This is a genomic window from Olsenella sp. AGMB03486, from assembly GCF_040884255.1.
Lineage (GTDB): Bacteria > Actinomycetota > Coriobacteriia > Coriobacteriales > Atopobiaceae > Olsenella_L > Olsenella_L kribbiana.
This window is the reverse complement of the sequence record NZ_JBEVTM010000006.1, coordinates 94,054-109,754: the sequence shown is the minus strand read 5'-3', so window position 1 is coordinate 109,754 and position 15,701 is coordinate 94,054. Positions and strand designations below refer to the sequence as shown.

The following is a 15,701-nucleotide window of genomic DNA, read 5'->3' as shown; positions in this document are numbered from 1 at the left end:
GCTATCTTCCTCTCCTCGGACGTCTGCGTCCGGTGCTTTCCTGATTGAGATGGGGCGACTGCGTGCGCGTTCTGACCTGCGGCCCGGTATCGGGACGCCTGAGCCGAGAGGCCGGATCCATAAGATCGCGGGAGCTCCGGCTCTCAGAGGCACGCCGCGCTGCCCTTGCCTCTGCGTGGGCACGGACTTCGGCATGTACCGAAGCACCGCCCTCGACGACCCTGAACGTCGGAGCAGACGCCTGTGCCCTGCTCTCCGACCTTGTCATGACCTCGCCGACACCCGTGCCGCCACGTGCTGCCGTGCCATCTGCGACACGGAGCTGGGAGCGCGCACGGTCATGCTCGGTCTCAGGCAGGATCGAGGACCTGGATACCGAGAGGATGAGGCCGACAAGGATGCAGCAGCTCATGATCGACGAGCCGCCATACGACAGGAACGGAACCGGCTTGCCTGAAAGGGGCATGAGGCCGAGCACGCCGCCGATGTTCACGAAAAGCTGCACGACGAGGATCGTCGAGCATCCGCAGGCAATGAGACGCCCCAGAAGGTCCGGCGCATAGTTTGCAATCTTGTAGCTCGCGAAGAGCAGAAGGAGGAAGATGCAGACGATGCCGATGGTACCGACAAGGCCACACTCCTCGCCCACGATCGCGAAGATGAAGTCGTTGTATGCCATGGGCAGATAGGCGTACTTCTGGTGCGAGAAGCCGATGCCGACACCGAAGAGGCCACCCGATCCGAAGGCATACCAGCCCTGGATGAGCTGATAGCCGGAGCCGTAGGGGTCTTCCCACGGGTTCATCATCGTGATGATTCGCTGCCTCGAATAGCCATCCAGATAGGAATAGACGCCGAAGATGATGGCACCCGCCACGAACGCGCCGGCGACGACCTTCCACGAGAAGCCGGCAATGAGGGCCATGACGATGAGGGTGGCGCCGATGATGATGGTCGTGCCCTTGTCAGGCTGCAAGAGGATGAGGAGAAGCGGCACTATGATGCCCGCGCCAATCTGCAGGACAAGCTCCTGGCGGTCGATCGAATGCTCCTCATAGTACCGGGCAAGAGCGCCTGCACCGGCGAGGATCACGACAGGCTTTGCGAACTCGGAGGGCTGGAGCGTGCCGAAGCCAGGGACGGCAATCCAGCGCGTTGCACCATAGGCATCCTGACCGGCAAACGGCGTCTCGACGAGGAGGAGCAGAAGGACGACGAGCATGACGAGCGCAAGGAACACCGGCCCGCGTGCCCAGAAGTGGTAGTCGCGTGTTGCTATGACGACAGCCATCGCAGTGCCGATAGCGAGGTTGATGGCCTGATGCGTGAGGAAGTATGTCGGATCGTTGCCGAAGGACGCAGAATTGAGCGCCGTGATCGACGACGACGAATAGATCATGAGGAGGCCGAAGAGGGCAAGGAAGACAGAGCAGGCAATGACGATCAGCCTTGGTGCCATGAACCGTGCCGGCACGCCCCTGATGGCGCGCATATGCTTGCCGGCAAACGTTTCCCGGCTCTGTTTCCTTGTCGCTTGGGCACTTGGCATCAGCTTCGGACTCCTGCACAATACTCGGCTGCGAGTTTCTTGAATAGCTCGCCACGTTCCTCCATGTTGTGGAACTCATCGAACGAGGAGCAGGCGGGTGACAACAGTACCACGTCTTCGGGGATGGCCACAGAAACGGCACGTGCGAAGGCTTCGCGCATATGCGGCTCTTCGAGGACCTCGGCTGTGCCTCCTGCCGCACGTATGGCTCCGGCGATCCTCGGACCAGCAGCGCCGTAGCAGACGGCAACGCGGCAGCGCGACGCAACCTTCTTCGCAAGCGAGGTGAGGTCGGTCCCCTTGTCGTGGCCGCCCAGCAGGATCACGATATGGCCCGGACGGAAGGCTTCGAGCGCTTTCTCGACCGCATCGGTGTTCGTTCCCTTCGAGTCGTTCACGAAGCGGATGCCTCCCGCCTCGCCGCACGGCTCGATCCTGTGCTCGAGGGCATGGAAGGAGCGGAGGCCCTGTCTGACCGTCTCGACCGGCACGCCGACATGGAGCGCCAGCGCCGATGCAGCAAGTGCATTCTCGGCGTTGTGGATGCCTTCAAGCACCATGTCCTGGCGGCTCAGAAGATCGTGCTCGGCACCGCCCAGGCGCACGATGAGCTCGTCTCCCCTGAGGAAGGCGGCATCGGGGCCTTCCGGCTCCGCCTTCACGCTGAGCGAGCAGACACGGACGCCACGGGCACGGACACGCCCTGCGATGGCGCGGCACCATTCGTCGTCCTCAGAGATGACCGCAAGGTCCCCTTCTCCGAGGTTCTGGAAGATCTTCTCCTTCGCGGCAGCATAGTTCTCGAGCGTCTTGTGCCACTCGATGTGGTCAGGCGTGACATTCAGGAGCACTGCCACCTTCGGGTGGAGCTTTTTCGTCGTCGCAAGCTGGAAGCTCGAGAGCTCAGCCACGAACCAGGAGCCCTCCTGTCTCTCGTCGATCCTGCTCGTTATGATCGTGCCGATGTTGCCGACGGTCTCTGCCTGCATGCCAGCCTCCTCAAGGAACCTGCAGGAGAGCGTCGTCGTGGTCGTCTTGCCGTTCGTGCCGGTGATGGCGACCCAGTTCTCGGGGCTCTCGCGATAGGCGAACTCGGGCTCCCCTATGAGCTCGGAAGCATGCTCCTTCGCCGTCTGGAAGAAGGAGGAGAACTCGGAGATGCCAGGCGAGGCGACAGCAAGGTCGTATGCACCCTCGATATCTTCGGTCCCAAGCTGGACCGTGCATCCGAGCGAGCGGAGCTCTTCTGCGAGCGGCCCCTCGTGGCTTGCCTTGCCGCCTACGATGGTGACAGACTCCACCCTGCCGCCGAGACGCTTCGCGCAGTAGCGCGCCACTGCCGCACCGGTTCCGCCAAGACCGAGGATGAGGACACGTCCGAGCTTTTCCGTATTTTTCGCCATCGCCAAAGCCTCCTAGCCGAGCTGGAAATAGAGCGCGAAGCCCAGTACCGCAAATGCCGCCGACACGATCCAGAAGCGGATGACGACCTTCGTCTCGCTCCAGCCCTTCTTCTCGAAATGATGGTGCAGAGGAGCCATGAGGAAGACACGCTTGCCACGCGTCTTGAAGCTCACGACCTGGATGATCACGGAGAGCGCCTCGACGATGAAGAGGCCACCCATGACAAGAGAGCAGATCTCGGTCTTCGTGAGGATGGCAAGGGACGCGAAGGCGCCACCCAGGGCAAGGGAGCCCGTGTCGCCCATGAAGATCGAGGCAGGATAGCAGTTGTGCCAGAGGAATCCGACGCAGGCGCCTGCGATGGATGCTGCAAAGACCGCAAGGCCGAGCTCGTCCTCGTTGAAGGCAACCATGGCCATGACGACCATGACGACAAGCACCGTGCCGCCTGCCAGGCCATCAAGGCCGTCCGTGAGGTTCACGGCGTTCGAGAAGCCGGCAAGGAGCAGGAACACGAAGATGAGATAGAGCCAGGGGATGTGCACGCCGTTGATCGTGGTCGTGAGGACGCCGAGGTCGATGGTGGCTCCACCCGGGAACTCGATCGTGGGGGCGATGCCGCAGACGTTCACGGCGACAATGCCGAAGATGGCGCAGATGATCGTGAGGCCAATCATCTTCTGGGACGGCGTGAGGCCGAGCGAGCGCTTGTGGGCAACCGACTCGATATCGTCGAGGAGGCCAAGAGCGCCTGTGGCGATCATGCCGAAGATGGCAAGAGCGAGCTTCGGGGAGCCCGGTGCCATGAGAATCGTCGTGATGATGATGCCTGCCAGGATGATGATGCCGCCCATGGTCGGGGTGCCCTGCTTAATGAGATGGCGCTTCGGGCCATCTGCACGCACCTGCTGTCCCAGCCCTTCATGCTTCATGAGGCGGATGAAGGGCGGCATGAGGATGCCCGTGAGGAGCGCAGCCACGCCGGAGGCCAGGAATACCTGATAGCTTGGATAGGCAGCAGAACCGATGAGAATCATTATGCAAGCACCTCTCTGACAAATGCGTCAAGTCCCTCGGCACGCGATGCCTTCACGAGGACGAGATCTTTCGGCTCAAGAACCGGCACGATAGCCTTGGCGGCGTCTTCGACCGTGGCAAACGATGCGATGGCATCCTCGGAGAGGCCCATAGTGCGGGCACCTTCGACCATGGCGGCCGCAAGGTCGTGGCCTATGGTCACGAAGAGGTCGGGGCGCACGGCAGCCACGTAGGCGCCGACATAGCCATGCAGGCGCTCAGCTTCGGCACCGAGCTCCCCCATCTCGCCGAGGACGCAGATGCGCCTGCCCTCGCACTTCATGGAGCGCAGGACGTCGAGTGCCTCTGCCATGGATGCAGGGCTTGCGTTGTAGGTGTCGTCGATGACGCGGACGCCGTTTGCAGCGACCTTCACGTCGAGGCGCATGCGATAGGCTTCGAGGCCCTCGATCGCAGCTGCCGCCTTCTCGCGGTCCACATGCAGGCGGTCTGCGATTGCCATGGCATAGCAGAAGTCCGTCACAGCATGCCTGCCCGGGATGCGGAGCCTGACCGGGCGCGTATAGCCGCCCTCCATATGGAGCGTGAACGAGGCGCGCCCCTCTTCGTCGAGCTCGACATCGGTCGCGGTGCAGGAGCTCTCCCTGCCGGCAACCTTCACGGCCTCAAGGCCGGCAGGACGGGCAAAGCCCTTCTCGATGAACGGCGTGAAGTCATCTGTCGCATTGAGGACAAGGCAGGGCGAGATGCCGGCAAAGGTCTCAGCCGATGGCCTCATGCCGGAGACGATCTCTGCCTTCGCACGGGCGATGTTCTCGCGCGAGCCAAGATTGCCGATATGGCTCGTGCCGACATTCGTGATGACAGCGACGGTAGGCCTCACTGCTGCAGCCAGGCGGCGAATCTCGCCAGCATGGTTCATGCCCATCTCGACGACGAGCGCCTGGGCATCGTCAGGAGCGGCAAAGAGCGTGAGGGGCACGCCGATCAGGTTGTTGAAGTTGCCTTCGGTCTTGTGGACACGCCAGCGGGCAGAGAGCGCCGCGGCGCACATGTCCTTCGTCGTGGTCTTTCCGACCGAGCCTGTGACACCGCAGACGATCCAGTCAGGATGCTTCTGGCGCCAGGCGGTGGCAAGGCGGAGCATGAACTCCTCCGGGTCGTCATGTGCCGCACGGACGATAGCGCAGCCTCCCTTGCGGGCATATGCGAGCGCGTCCTCCTTCGGCTCCTCCGTGACCACGGCACAGGCAGCTCCCGCCTCGAGAGCCTTGGCCACATAGAGGTTGCCGTCCACCTTCTCGCCCTTGAAGGCCACGAAGAGCGAGCCTTCCTGTGCCTTGCGCGAATCGATCACGCAGCCCTCGAACGTGTGCTTGGGGCTGCCGGCCACGAGCTCTGCTCCCGTTGCGTGGATCAGCTCGTCAATCGTCATTTTCAGCATGCTGTTTCAGTATCTCCTCTAGGACACGGGCTTGATTCCCATATCTTTAAGCGCCTCACTCATGATACTCGAGAACATGTAGGCTGATGAGCTTTCTGCAAGATAAGGCGTGCCGTTCAAACCAACATAGACAAGCACCTGAGGATCGTCGGCATTCGCATAGCCGATAAGGGAGCTTATGTACTTGCCTTCGGCGTAGCCTTCCTCGTCTTCCGTCATCTGTGCCGTGCCGGTCTTTGCGGCGACCTTGTAGCCTTCCACGGCTGCATGCTTTGCCGTGCCGTTCTCGATGACAGACTCGAGGACGTTCGATGCCTGGTCGGTCACATCCTGCGTGCAGACCGTTCCCTTCGAGTCCCACTGCATGGTCTCGCCGGCCTTCTCTATCAGAAAGTGTGGCGTCATGAGCGATCCGCCGTTCGCGATGGCACCGACAGCCTGGACCATCTGCACCTGAGGAATGGCCAGGCCCTGGCCGAATGCCATGTCCGACATCGTCGTCGACGTGTAGTTGTCGTAGTCCGTGACCATGCCCGTCGCCTCGCCGGGATAGTCAATGCCGGTCCTGTGGCCAATGCCCAGGCTCGACACTGTGGAGGAGAAGCCTTCTGCGCCGACAGCACGGGCCATAAGGATGGCACCGACATTCGAGGATTCCTCGAGGATGTGCGAGACCGTCATGTCTTCGGTCGAGTAGCGCGTGATGGCATCCGTGACATAGTCGTCGCCGACCTGGATCTGGACCGGCACGCTGAAGATCGTATCGGTGCTGAACGTCCCGTGCACCAGCCCGGATGCCATCGTCAGTATCTTGAAGATGGAGCCCGGCTCATAGAGGTCCGATACCATGCGCAGGTTCAGCGCCTCGTTCGTGAGCTCGGAGGTATCCGAGAGGTCGGCCAGAGGGGTCGATGCGGTTGCCAGGATCTCTCCCGTATTCGGGTCTGTCACCATGGCGGACGACGAGTCTGCCTTGTACTTCTCCGTGCCTTCAGTCAGGACCTCTTCGAGCTTTTCCTGGATGTTCACATCGATCGAGATCACGATATCGGAGCCTGCGGTCGCCTTCGTGACTTCAGCGACGCCGCCTGCAATAGGCGTGCCGTCAGCGCCTGTCTCCATGATCATGGAGCCATCCTGGCCGGAGAGCACATCGTTGTAGTAGAGCTCGAGGCCTGTGAGGCCCTGGCCATCCGAGCCGACCATGCCGAGGACCTGTCCCGCGACAGAGCCATAAGGGTAGATGCGCTTCGTGTCATCGAGGAAATAGACGCCTTCGATATCGGCTTCGTCGAGCTTGTCGTCGAGCGTCGAGGCGGTCGTCGTGTCGACCTTCTTCTTGATATAGGCAAACGTCGTATCCTTATCGACGATCTCGAGATAGTCGTCCTTCGAGCCGCCAAGCGTCTCTGCCATGATCTCAGCTGCCTGGTCCTTGTCCTTGATAAGCGAAGGATTGCAGTAGATGGTCTTCACATCGACGCTCATGGCGAGGACATTGCCGTTTCGGTCGTAGATCGTGCCACGCTTTGCCGTGAGCGTGATCTCGTTCGTGCGACTGTCTGCTGCCATCTGCGTGAGCTCAGGGCCCTGGAGGATCTGGAGATAGAAGAGGCGTCCGCACACGACGAGTGCAAGCGCAGCAAGGATGCAGAAAACCGCGACAAGGCGGCCATCCATGCCCTTCACATGGGAGAGGATGCCGCCGCCGTCTGTGTGTCCATGCCGCCGGGACTGCCTGTCCTCGCGCTGTGCGCGCTCCTCGCGCCTGCGGGCACGCGCCTCGCGGTTCTGGACCACTTCGTCGTACGACGAGCGGCCCCTCTCGGGGCCGTTCGCTCTGCTGTGTCTGTCTTGTCTGTCCATGTGGATGAGCTTACGCCAGAAGGAGCGCGCCCCTACTCCACATTCGAAGAATTCGCAGTCTCTGCGTCAGTCTGAGAAAGGGATGCTGTGCCATCGGTCGAAGAGGCAGCAGCGCTATCAGAGGAGGATGCCGTCGAAGAGATGACCTCGGGGTCCTCGAGGACCATACCGTAGTTCTGCGTCGCGATGCGCTCGATGCGCGACACGCTCGACAGCGCCGACTTCGACGCCTTGAGGTCGTTGTAGAGGGCCGTGGCATCGCCGACCTGGCTCTCGAGGGACTCATTTGCCTGGAGGGCTGAGACGGTCGCCGTCGAGATCGCAACACGGGCAAAGCCGAGCGCGCAGATGGCTGCCGCGACAAGCGCGACGCGGACCAGCTTCACGAGGAACTGGTGCGTGACGCCCTGGCGGACGCGGGCATCGAGCCCGCCGCCTTCGTATACATCGAAAGAGGGGCTGGCCGAGGCCTCGCGCATGTTCGAGCGCATATCATATCCGTCGAGGCGGACTGCCTCAGAGGACTCATACCTCATACCGAAATACCCCTCATCTGTTGTCTGCATTGGTAGTGCGTTGTGGTTCGTTTATGGTGCGGTGGTGCTGCGTCCTTGGTGCGTTGGGTGCTATGCAGACGGTCCGGAGGGGCCGTGAGCATCAGGTCTGCGCCTGAGCCTGTGTGACATCGAGCTTGACTGCCACGCGCATCAGAGCGCTGCGCGCCCGTGGGTTCGAGCGCACTTCCTCTTCGGTCGCGGCCAGGGGCTTTCTGGTCTTGACCTCGATTATCGGCACATGTCCGCACACGCAGACCGGAAGGTCCGGCGGGCAGATGCACCCCTGAGAGAGCTCGGAGAACACATGCTTCGTAAGCCGGTCCTCGAGCGAGTGGTACGAGATCACGCAGATCCTGCCGCCTGTATTGGCCCAGCGGATGGCAGCGCGCAGTCCCCTCTCCAGCACATCCAGCTCGTGGTTCACCTCGATGCGCAGGGCCTGGAAGGTCTTGCGTGCCGGGTGTCCCCCATGGCGGCGGTCGCGGGCAGGAATGGCTGCCTTCACGATCTCCACGAGCTCGAGCGTCGTCTCGATGGGCGCCTTCTCGCGGGCGCGCACGATGTGGCGCGCGATGGATGCTGCATGCTTCTCGTCTCCATAGCTGCGGAGAATCCGGGTGAGGTCTGCTTCGTTGTAGGTGTTCACGACCTCTTGTGCGGTTAGAGTGTTGTTCCTCGGATCCATCCGCATATCCAGAGGAGCGTCCTCGTGGTACGAGAAGCCCCTGTCGGGTATGTCGAGCTGAGGCGACGAGACCCCGAGGTCGAAGAGGAAGCAGTCTACGCCGGGCACCTCGGCTTCGACCAGAAGCTGGTCGAGGTCGCCGAAGTTGCCTTTGAGGAACCGATGACGGGCGCTGGGCACCTCGCGGCCGAAGCGTTCCGCTGCGGCGGCAAGAGCCATATCGTCCTGGTCGATTCCGATCGAGAGGCCGGTAGGAGCAATGCGCTCGGCCAGAGCGACCGAGTGCCCCGCTCCTCCGAGCGTGCAGTCGCAGACAACCTCTCCAGGCTGGGGGTCCAGGGCCTCCAGCACCTCGGAGAGCATGACGGGATTATGCCGATATTCGACTTTCAACGGGAGCTGCTCCTTTCCGGCTAGTCGAACATGAGGTCGTCCAGGTCGTCATCGTCCTCGGCGTTGAGCTCCTCGAAGTGCTGGTAATCCCAGACCTCGAAGTGGTCGCGGTTGCCGATGACCATGACGTCACGGGAGATGCCGAGCTTCGCAAGCTTCTCTTCGGGAACCTTGCTGAGCGCGACACGGCCGGCGGCATCGATGTCCACCGTCACGGTCCTCCTCATGAGCGTTCGCTGAAGCTTGTCCTGCTCCCTGTCCCTCGGATTGAAGCCATCCGGGAAATAGGAGGCGGTCCAGGCCTCGTGGCCTTCTGGAGTGAAGCCCCAGATTGCGTCCTTGAGAGGAACGAGGCAGACGCGGTCGCCGAACTGACGGCGGAAGTCGGCCGGCAGGGTAAGACGCAGCTTGGCATCGAGCTTGAGCTGTTTCTCGCCCGTCAGGTACATCTGCCACCTCCCGACGACTCGGCCTGTCCCCTCTCAAAGCGTGTATCCAACTATAACGTCTCGATGCCCCCTTTTCCAACCCTTTGTCCCACTTTCTCCCACCAAACTGCATTTCCGCAGATAAAAAGGGGTGCAGGCACACGCGCCTGCACCCCCACAACATCTAGCGGTCTCTTTCTTTTGCCCCCACAAACCCGAAGCTCGAAGGCGTGGTATGGCACCGCCCGGCTCGGCGGTCATTTGTCGGAATTGTGTGGCTGCTCCCGCTCCCTGCGCGCCCGGGGGTGCGCCGAGAGGTATGCCATCCGAAGATGGCTCCTGTCGAGATGGGTATAGAGCTGCGTCGTCTGGATCGACGAGTGTCCCAGAAGCTCCTGCACGATGCGGATGTCTGCTCCTCCCTGGAGCATGTGCGTCGCAAAGCTGTGGCGGAGGGTATGAGGATGGAGGCCGTCTATGCCGACGACGCGTCCTGCCCGCTCGACGATTGCAAAGACGGACTGCCGCGAGATCCTGCCGCCGCGGACATTCAGGAAGACCGCAGCGCCGCTTCTCGAAGAGACGAGCTCTCCCCTCCAGTCGGAGAGGTATTCCGCAAGCGCCTCGTGGGCGCTTCCCATGAGCGGGACGAGCCGCTCCTTGCTTCCCTTGCCGATGACACGCACGACCTCGTCCTCGAGCGATACCGCCCCGACATCGAGGCCCGTGAGCTCCGAGACGCGAAGGCCGCACCCATAGAGCACTTCTATGATGGCACGGTCGCGCTGTCCTGCCGCCGTCTTCGGGAAGGGCTGGTCGAGAAGCGCGAGCGCCTGCCTGACGCTCAGGACATCGGGCAAGCGCTCTGCCTTCTTCGGAAGCGGCAGTGCTGCTGCAGGAGAGACAGAAGACATCTCTTCCTGGAGCATGAAGCGGTGGAAGCTCTTGATGGCAGAGAGCGCCCGCTCAACTGAAGACGGGGCATAGCTCTCCTCGGCAAGGTGCTCGAGATGCTCCTCTATGAGAGGGCGGGTCACGTCGTCGGGCTCGGTCACGCCCTTCTCTTCGAGCGCCTTCACATAGCGCTCGAGGTCCCTTCCATAGGCTTCCACGGTATGAGAAGAGCTACCTCGTTCGAAAGCGAGGTAGCCCATGAATTCCTTCCGTGCAGATGCAAGATCCAAGTGCGCCCTACTCCGGCTGGACGCTCTGGCGTGCGCAGCCCTCGTGGTGGGCAATGGAAGCGCGGACAAACTCGCGGAAGAGCGGTGCCGGCTTCGTTGGGCGGCTCTTGAACTCAGGGTGTGCCTGGCTGGCAACGAACCAGGGGTGCACATCCTCGGGAAGCTCGACCATCTCGACGAGGCGCTCGTCAGGAGAGAGGCCGCAGATTACAAGACCGGCCTGCGTCAGCTTGTCGCGGAATGCGTTGTTCACCTCATAGCGGTGGCGGTGGCGCTCATAGACGAGCGGCTCACCGTAGGCCTCCATGGCAAGCGTGTTCGGCTTGACCTTGCAGGGGTAGGCACCGAGGCGCATCGTGCCGCCCTTCTCGGTGACATCCTCCTGGTCAGGCATGATATCGATGACCGGATACTCGCAGTCCGGCGAGAACTCGGTGGAGTTGGCGCCCGGCATGCCAGCGACATTGCGGGCGAACTCGGAGACAGCGACCTGGAGTCCGAGGCAGATGCCGAGATACGGCTTCTTCTCCGTGCGGGCAAGGTGGGCAGAGAGGATCTTGCCCTCGACGCCGCGCTGGCCGAAGCCGCCCGGCACGAGGATGCCGTCAGCATCGCCGAGCACGTCCTCGACGTTGTCCTCGGTGAGCTCCTCGCCGTCGACGAGCTCGACGTCGAGGTTGCGGCCGAAGTAGACGCCTGCATGTCCGCAGGCCTCGATGACGGAAAGGTAGGCATCCGGCAGCTGCGTATACTTGCCGACGATGCGAATCTTCGTCTTGTCCGGCTTCTGCTTCGCTGCATGCATGGCAGACGTGAAGCTGTACCAGGAGCTCATATCGCTCTCGCGCGGGTCGAGGCCGAGCTTCTCGCAGACCTTGAGATCGAAGCCCTGCTCGGCGAGGTGCGCTGGCACATCGTAGATCGACGGGCAGTCGGAGTTCTCGAACACGCAATCCTCATCGACGTCGCAGAAGTGGGCAATCTTTGCGCGAATCGGTGCCTCGACCTCATGGTCGGAACGGCAGACGATGAAGTCAGGCTGGATGCCCATGGAGCGCAGCTCCTTCACGGAGTGCTGCGTCGGCTTCGTCTTCACCTCATGGGCAGCGGCAATATAGGGCACGAGGCTCACGTGGATCACGAGGGTGTTGCCTGGGCCGTCTTCCTTGCGGAACTGGCGGATTGCCTCGACGAACGACGAGCCCTCGATATCGCCGATCGTGCCGCCGAGCTCGGTGATAACGACATCGGCTCCCGACTGCTCCTCGATGCGGCGGAAGCGCTCCTTGATGGCATTCGTGACGTGCGGGATGACCTGCACGGTGCCGCCGAGGAAATCGCCCCTGCGCTCGCGCTTGATGAGCGAGGAGTAGATTGCGCCGGTCGTGAAATTCGAATTGCGGGTCAGGTTCTCATCGATGAAGCGCTCGTAGTGGCCGAGGTCCAGATCGGACTCATACCCGTCCTCGGTCACGAAGACCTCGCCGTGCTGGAACGGCGACATCGTGCCAGGATCAACGTTGAGGTAGGGATCGGCCTTCTGCATCATCACCTTGTAACCACGGGATTTGAGGAGCCGGCCAAGGGAAGCTGCCGTGATGCCCTTTCCAAGGGAAGAAACGACGCCGCCCGTAACAAAGATGTGCTTGGTCATGAGGACCCTTCCATACGCGTTGCTTTGCTCTTCGTACGGACCTATATAATACCGCGGTTCATTCCGCACGTGAGGCAAGAACCTGTCCGAGAAACGGTTCCTGCATCAATTCCACGAGGCGTGCACGCGCTCGAGCATCTCGCGGGCGTGGCTGAGCGAAGCTTCCGACTCGTCGCCCGAAAGCATGCGTGCGATCTCATGCACGCGCGCATCTCCCTCGACCTCGGAGAGCTTCGTCTCGGGCACGCTTCCTTCCGTCTTCGTGACGACGTAGTGCTTGTCTGCCATGACGGCAACCTGCGCCAGATGCGTGACGACGATGACCTGATGCGTGCGCGAGAGCTTCTTGAGCACCTCGGCCAACGCATTCGCCGTGGCGCCGCCGACACCGGCATCGACCTCGTCGAAGACGAGCGTATCCGTCTCGTCGGCATCCCCGAGCACGACCTTTGCCGCCAGCATGACACGGCTGACCTCGCCGCCCGAGGCGATGCGGCGAAGGGGGCGCGATGAGAGCCCGGCACCGGGACGATACATGAGCTCTGCATGGTCAGGGCCCTCGAGCGTCCATTGCGAGCGTGGAAGCGGCTCGAGCGAGACCTCGAGCGAGGCTGTGCCCATCTCGAGCTGCCCCATCTCCTTGGTTATTGCAGCTGCAAGCTCAGGCGCTGCCTTCGCACGTACGGAAGAGAGCTGCCTTGCAGCTTCTGCAAGCTCGGCCTCGGCAGCGGAGAGCGCCTTCTTCGCCTTGCGTACGCGCTCTCCCCCATCCTGCGCCGCAGAGACGGTCTCTTCTGCCTCCGCCCTCCGTGCCAGCACATGGGCAAGGTCCGGGCCATAGGCACGGATGAGCCTCTGATAGGCAGCCTCGCGCTCCTGCAGATGCTCGAGCTCTTCGGGATCGAGCTCGACCGAGTCGGCATAGTCCCTGAGCTCCGATGCAGCATCCTCAGCCTCGATGAGGGCACTCTCGAGGGCATCAGCCAGCTTTCCGAGCTTCTCGTCGAAGCGCGCTGCCTCCCTCAGCTCGGCGACTGCCGCAGAAAGCACATCGGAGACGCCATCGTCTCCTGCTACCGCCTCATGTGCCCCTTCGGCAGCACGCATGAGTGCCTCGGCATGCTCTGCCTTCGGCAGCGCCTCTTCGAGCTCTGCATAGTCTTCCTCTGAAGGTCCGACCTCATCGATGCGCGAGAGCACGAATGCCGCCTCGTCGAGCTTCTCCTCGGAGGCACGGCTCGCCTCCTCGACACGCCTGAGCTCCCGATGGGCTGCGTCAGATTTCCTGAGCGCTTCCTGGTAGGCTTCACGTGCCTCAGCTGCAGGCTCTCCGGCAAAGGCATCGAGAAGCTGCACATGCGTCGTGACATCGAGAAGCTTCTGGTGCTCATGCTGGCCACAGAGATCGACCGTGCGGCCGAGCGTCTGTGCGAGCTCCTTCACTGATGCCATATGCCCGTCGATATCGACCTTGCCGCGTCCATCAGCGGTGAGGCGCCTCCGCACGATATGGCCATCCTCTTCCCCATCATCCGTGAAGAAGCGGCCCTGCACTTCGAGGCCATCTGCGCCTTCCCTGACCGAAGAGGCATCTGCCCTGTCGCCGACAAGAAGCTTCAGGGACGAGAGCAGAGCAGACTTGCCCGAGCCAGTCTCGCCGGTAAGCACGGTGAGGCCTTCTGCTGGCTCTATCTCCGCTTCCTTGATGAGGGCAACATTTCTGACCTGAATCTCGTCAATCATCTATTTGGCCACTTTCCCGTAGAAGACGCGCGAAACGGACGAATAGAAGCTCTGCGCATTGTAGTCGAGGAGGATGATGTCGCCCTCCCCGCGCCTGACACGCATATGCATGGCCCGTCCTCCATGGCCCATGAGGCGGCCATCGGCGAGGACGCTGCGCTCTGCCGGGCGCTCCTCCGACATGTCAATCTCCACGACATCTGAAGGCGCTGTCAGGAAGGCGCGGGCCAGGATGGTATGGGGAGCGATCGGCACGCAGACCATGCCCGTGAACTCCGGCGTCACGATAGGGCCTCCTGCTGCCAGCGCATAGCCGGTCGAGCCCGTCGCCGTAGAGACGATGAAGCCGTCGCCGCGGATCCTGTCGATGTGGTTTCCCGAGACCCCGACATCGAAGGAGATGACATCGCCGAGACCGCCCCGGGTCACAGCCATATCGTTCAGGGCAAAGCTCTTCTCGGTATAGGTGCTTCCGTCCGGCAGCACATATTCTGCCTCGATGGCAAGGGTCGCCCGGTGCGAAGAATGGAGCTCGCCTGCAAGCGCCGCTGCGACGGTCGTGCGCATGTCCTTCGGACCGCCGCAGGTAAGGAAGCCGAGATGCCCATAGGAGAATCCCATGAGCGGAATCTCCCGGTAGCCGACGATACGGGCAGCACGCAGGAGCGTGCCGTCGCCGCCAAGCGAGATCACGAGGTCCATGCCATCAGCAAGGCCGGGACGCTCTTCCTCGTGGCGCTTCTTGTCGGGGGCAAGCACGGCTTCATGCCCCTCGGCTTCGAGCCAGCCGGAAAGATTGTGCGCGCCCTGAAGCGCATCGCTGCGTCCATAGTTCGGTACGAGAAGCACCTTCACCGTCAGTTCACCTTCGTTCCATCGATTCCGTACGCCCAGTGTAGCATCAAGCGCCATCTTACAGCACAGACGTACAGATGTTCTATGAAGCGATGAAGGTCTCGCCCTCCCTGACAACCTGAGAGAGGTCTGGCACCAGCCCAGCCTCTCCCCTTCTGCCATACAGCAGGTATTCGTGGTTGCCCTTGGCACCCGTGATCGGGCTTTCGCAGGCACCCTTGATGGCAAGGCCTGCATCCACAAAGGCACCGGCCACCTTCATGAGAGCTTCAAGCCTCACTTCAGGATCGTGCACGATGCCGCCTTCGTCCACCTCATCGCGCGCTGCCTCGAACTGCGGCTTCACGAGCGTCAGGAACGCCCCGTCATCTTTCAGGAGCTCCATGACGGAAGGCAGGATGGAGACGACCGAGGTGAACGACACATCGCAGACAGCAAGATCGATCGTGCCCATGCGCTCAGGCGTCGGCACATCGACGATATTCGTGCGCTCGAGGAGCTCGACGCTGGGATTGTTCCGGAGCGACCAGTCGAACTGTGCATAGCCCACATCGACCGAAAGGACGCTTCTTGCCCCGTGGGAGAGAAGGCAGTCCGTAAAGCCTCCCGACGAGCAGCCCACATCGAGGCAGGCAAGGCCTTCTGGCTTCACATCGAAGGCGTTGAGACCCCGCTCGAGCTTGAGTCCTCCCCTGCTCACGAACGGGATGTGCCCTCTCACATGGAGCTCGATGCCGGGCTTTACCTGCTCGCCGGCAGATTCCATGCGGCGGTCTGTCGTCGAGACATCTCCTGCCATGACAGAACGCAGGGCCTCGTCCCTTGTTGGGAAGAAGCCCTGCGCTACAAGTTCCTCATCGAGCCTTCTGCGCCGTGCCACAGGCCCTAGCCCTCCTTGGTC

At 62.1% G+C, this 15,701-nt stretch carries 13 protein-coding genes; all 13 read right to left on the bottom strand.

Features of this window, described 5'->3' with window-relative positions:
• Position 1: 1 nt before the first annotated feature.
• The 13 genes from ABVS03_RS04705 to ABVS03_RS04645 all read right to left on the bottom strand — a co-directional run bounded on the left by ABVS03_RS04705 (position 2) and on the right by ABVS03_RS04645 (position 15,680).
• Entirely contained in the window at positions 2-1,549 is a 1,548-nt protein-coding gene (locus tag ABVS03_RS04705; protein ID WP_330971796.1) for an FtsW/RodA/SpoVE family cell cycle protein, read from the bottom strand.
• Entirely contained in the window at positions 1,549-2,952 is a 1,404-nt protein-coding gene (gene murD / locus ABVS03_RS04700; RefSeq protein ID WP_368018224.1) for a UDP-N-acetylmuramoyl-L-alanine--D-glutamate ligase, read from the bottom strand. Before murD ends, ABVS03_RS04705 begins: the two co-directional genes overlap by 1 nt.
• A 12-nt stretch (positions 2,953-2,964) precedes the next feature.
• Complete coding sequence (mraY, locus tag ABVS03_RS04695; RefSeq protein ID WP_330971798.1) at positions 2,965-3,990, bottom strand: phospho-N-acetylmuramoyl-pentapeptide-transferase; 1,026 nt, start codon at positions 3,988-3,990, stop codon at positions 2,965-2,967.
• On the bottom strand, positions 3,990-5,435 hold the full coding sequence (gene murF, locus ABVS03_RS04690) for a UDP-N-acetylmuramoyl-tripeptide--D-alanyl-D-alanine ligase (protein WP_368018223.1): 1,446 nt from the start codon (positions 5,433-5,435) through the stop codon (positions 3,990-3,992). Before murF ends, mraY begins: the two co-directional genes overlap by 1 nt.
• 18 nt (positions 5,436-5,453) lie before the next feature.
• Entirely contained in the window at positions 5,454-7,301 is a 1,848-nt protein-coding gene (locus ABVS03_RS04685) for a peptidoglycan D,D-transpeptidase FtsI family protein (protein ID WP_368018222.1), read from the bottom strand.
• A 32-nt stretch (positions 7,302-7,333) separates the two neighbouring features.
• A complete protein-coding gene (locus tag ABVS03_RS04680) occupies positions 7,334-7,837 on the bottom strand; it encodes a cell division protein FtsL (protein WP_330971801.1) in 504 nt (167 codons plus the stop codon).
• A 121-nt stretch (positions 7,838-7,958) separates the two neighbouring features.
• Positions 7,959-8,936 carry a 16S rRNA (cytosine(1402)-N(4))-methyltransferase RsmH gene (rsmH, locus tag ABVS03_RS04675; RefSeq protein ID WP_330971802.1) on the bottom strand — a complete coding sequence of 326 codons (978 nt, stop codon included), beginning with the start codon at positions 8,934-8,936 and terminating at the stop codon, positions 7,959-7,961.
• A gap of 20 nt (positions 8,937-8,956) precedes the next feature.
• Positions 8,957-9,385 (bottom strand): MraZ family transcriptional regulator, encoded by a 429-nt coding sequence (locus tag ABVS03_RS04670; protein ID WP_330971803.1) that lies wholly within the window; start codon positions 9,383-9,385, stop codon positions 8,957-8,959.
• A gap of 236 nt (positions 9,386-9,621) precedes the next feature.
• Positions 9,622-10,518: a tyrosine recombinase gene (locus ABVS03_RS04665; protein WP_368018221.1), complete on the bottom strand. Its 897-nt coding sequence runs from the start codon at positions 10,516-10,518 to the stop codon at positions 9,622-9,624.
• A gap of 37 nt (positions 10,519-10,555) precedes the next feature.
• The gene (locus ABVS03_RS04660; protein ID WP_368018220.1) at positions 10,556-12,202 is read right to left on the bottom strand and encodes a CTP synthase; all 1,647 of its coding nucleotides are present in this window, start codon (positions 12,200-12,202) and stop codon (positions 10,556-10,558) included.
• 105 nt (positions 12,203-12,307) lie between these two features.
• Positions 12,308-13,945 carry a DNA repair protein RecN gene (gene recN, locus ABVS03_RS04655; RefSeq protein WP_368018219.1) on the bottom strand — a complete coding sequence of 546 codons (1,638 nt, stop codon included), beginning with the start codon at positions 13,943-13,945 and terminating at the stop codon, positions 12,308-12,310.
• Complete coding sequence (locus ABVS03_RS04650; protein ID WP_330971807.1) at positions 13,946-14,800, bottom strand: NAD(+)/NADH kinase; 855 nt, start codon at positions 14,798-14,800, stop codon at positions 13,946-13,948.
• A gap of 82 nt (positions 14,801-14,882) precedes the next feature.
• Positions 14,883-15,680, bottom strand: coding sequence for a TlyA family RNA methyltransferase (locus tag ABVS03_RS04645; RefSeq protein ID WP_330971808.1), 798 nt, complete (start codon positions 15,678-15,680; stop codon positions 14,883-14,885).
• Between the last annotated feature and the right edge of the window lie 21 nt (positions 15,681-15,701).

Bases quoted from the DNA above. Each gene is read 5' to 3' on its own strand.
- ABVS03_RS04705 (WP_330971796.1), bottom strand. From the start codon at position 1,549: ATGCCAAGTGCCCAAGCGACAAGGAAACAGAGCCGGGAAACGTTTGCC.
- murD (WP_368018224.1), bottom strand. From the start codon at position 2,952: ATGGCGAAAAATACGGAAAAGCTCGGACGTGTCCTCATCCTCGGTCTT.
- mraY (WP_330971798.1), bottom strand. From the start codon at position 3,990: ATGATTCTCATCGGTTCTGCTGCCTATCCAAGCTATCAGGTATTCCTG.
- murF (WP_368018223.1), bottom strand. From the start codon at position 5,435: ATGCTGAAAATGACGATTGACGAGCTGATCCACGCAACGGGAGCAGAG.
- ABVS03_RS04685 (WP_368018222.1), bottom strand. From the start codon at position 7,301: ATGGACAGACAAGACAGACACAGCAGAGCGAACGGCCCCGAGAGGGGC.
- ABVS03_RS04680 (WP_330971801.1), bottom strand. From the start codon at position 7,837: ATGAGGTATGAGTCCTCTGAGGCAGTCCGCCTCGACGGATATGATATG.
- ABVS03_RS04670 (WP_330971803.1), bottom strand. From the start codon at position 9,385: ATGTACCTGACGGGCGAGAAACAGCTCAAGCTCGATGCCAAGCTGCGT.
- ABVS03_RS04665 (WP_368018221.1), bottom strand. From the start codon at position 10,518: ATGGGCTACCTCGCTTTCGAACGAGGTAGCTCTTCTCATACCGTGGAA.
- ABVS03_RS04660 (WP_368018220.1), bottom strand. From the start codon at position 12,202: ATGACCAAGCACATCTTTGTTACGGGCGGCGTCGTTTCTTCCCTTGGA.
- recN (WP_368018219.1), bottom strand. From the start codon at position 13,945: ATGATTGACGAGATTCAGGTCAGAAATGTTGCCCTCATCAAGGAAGCG.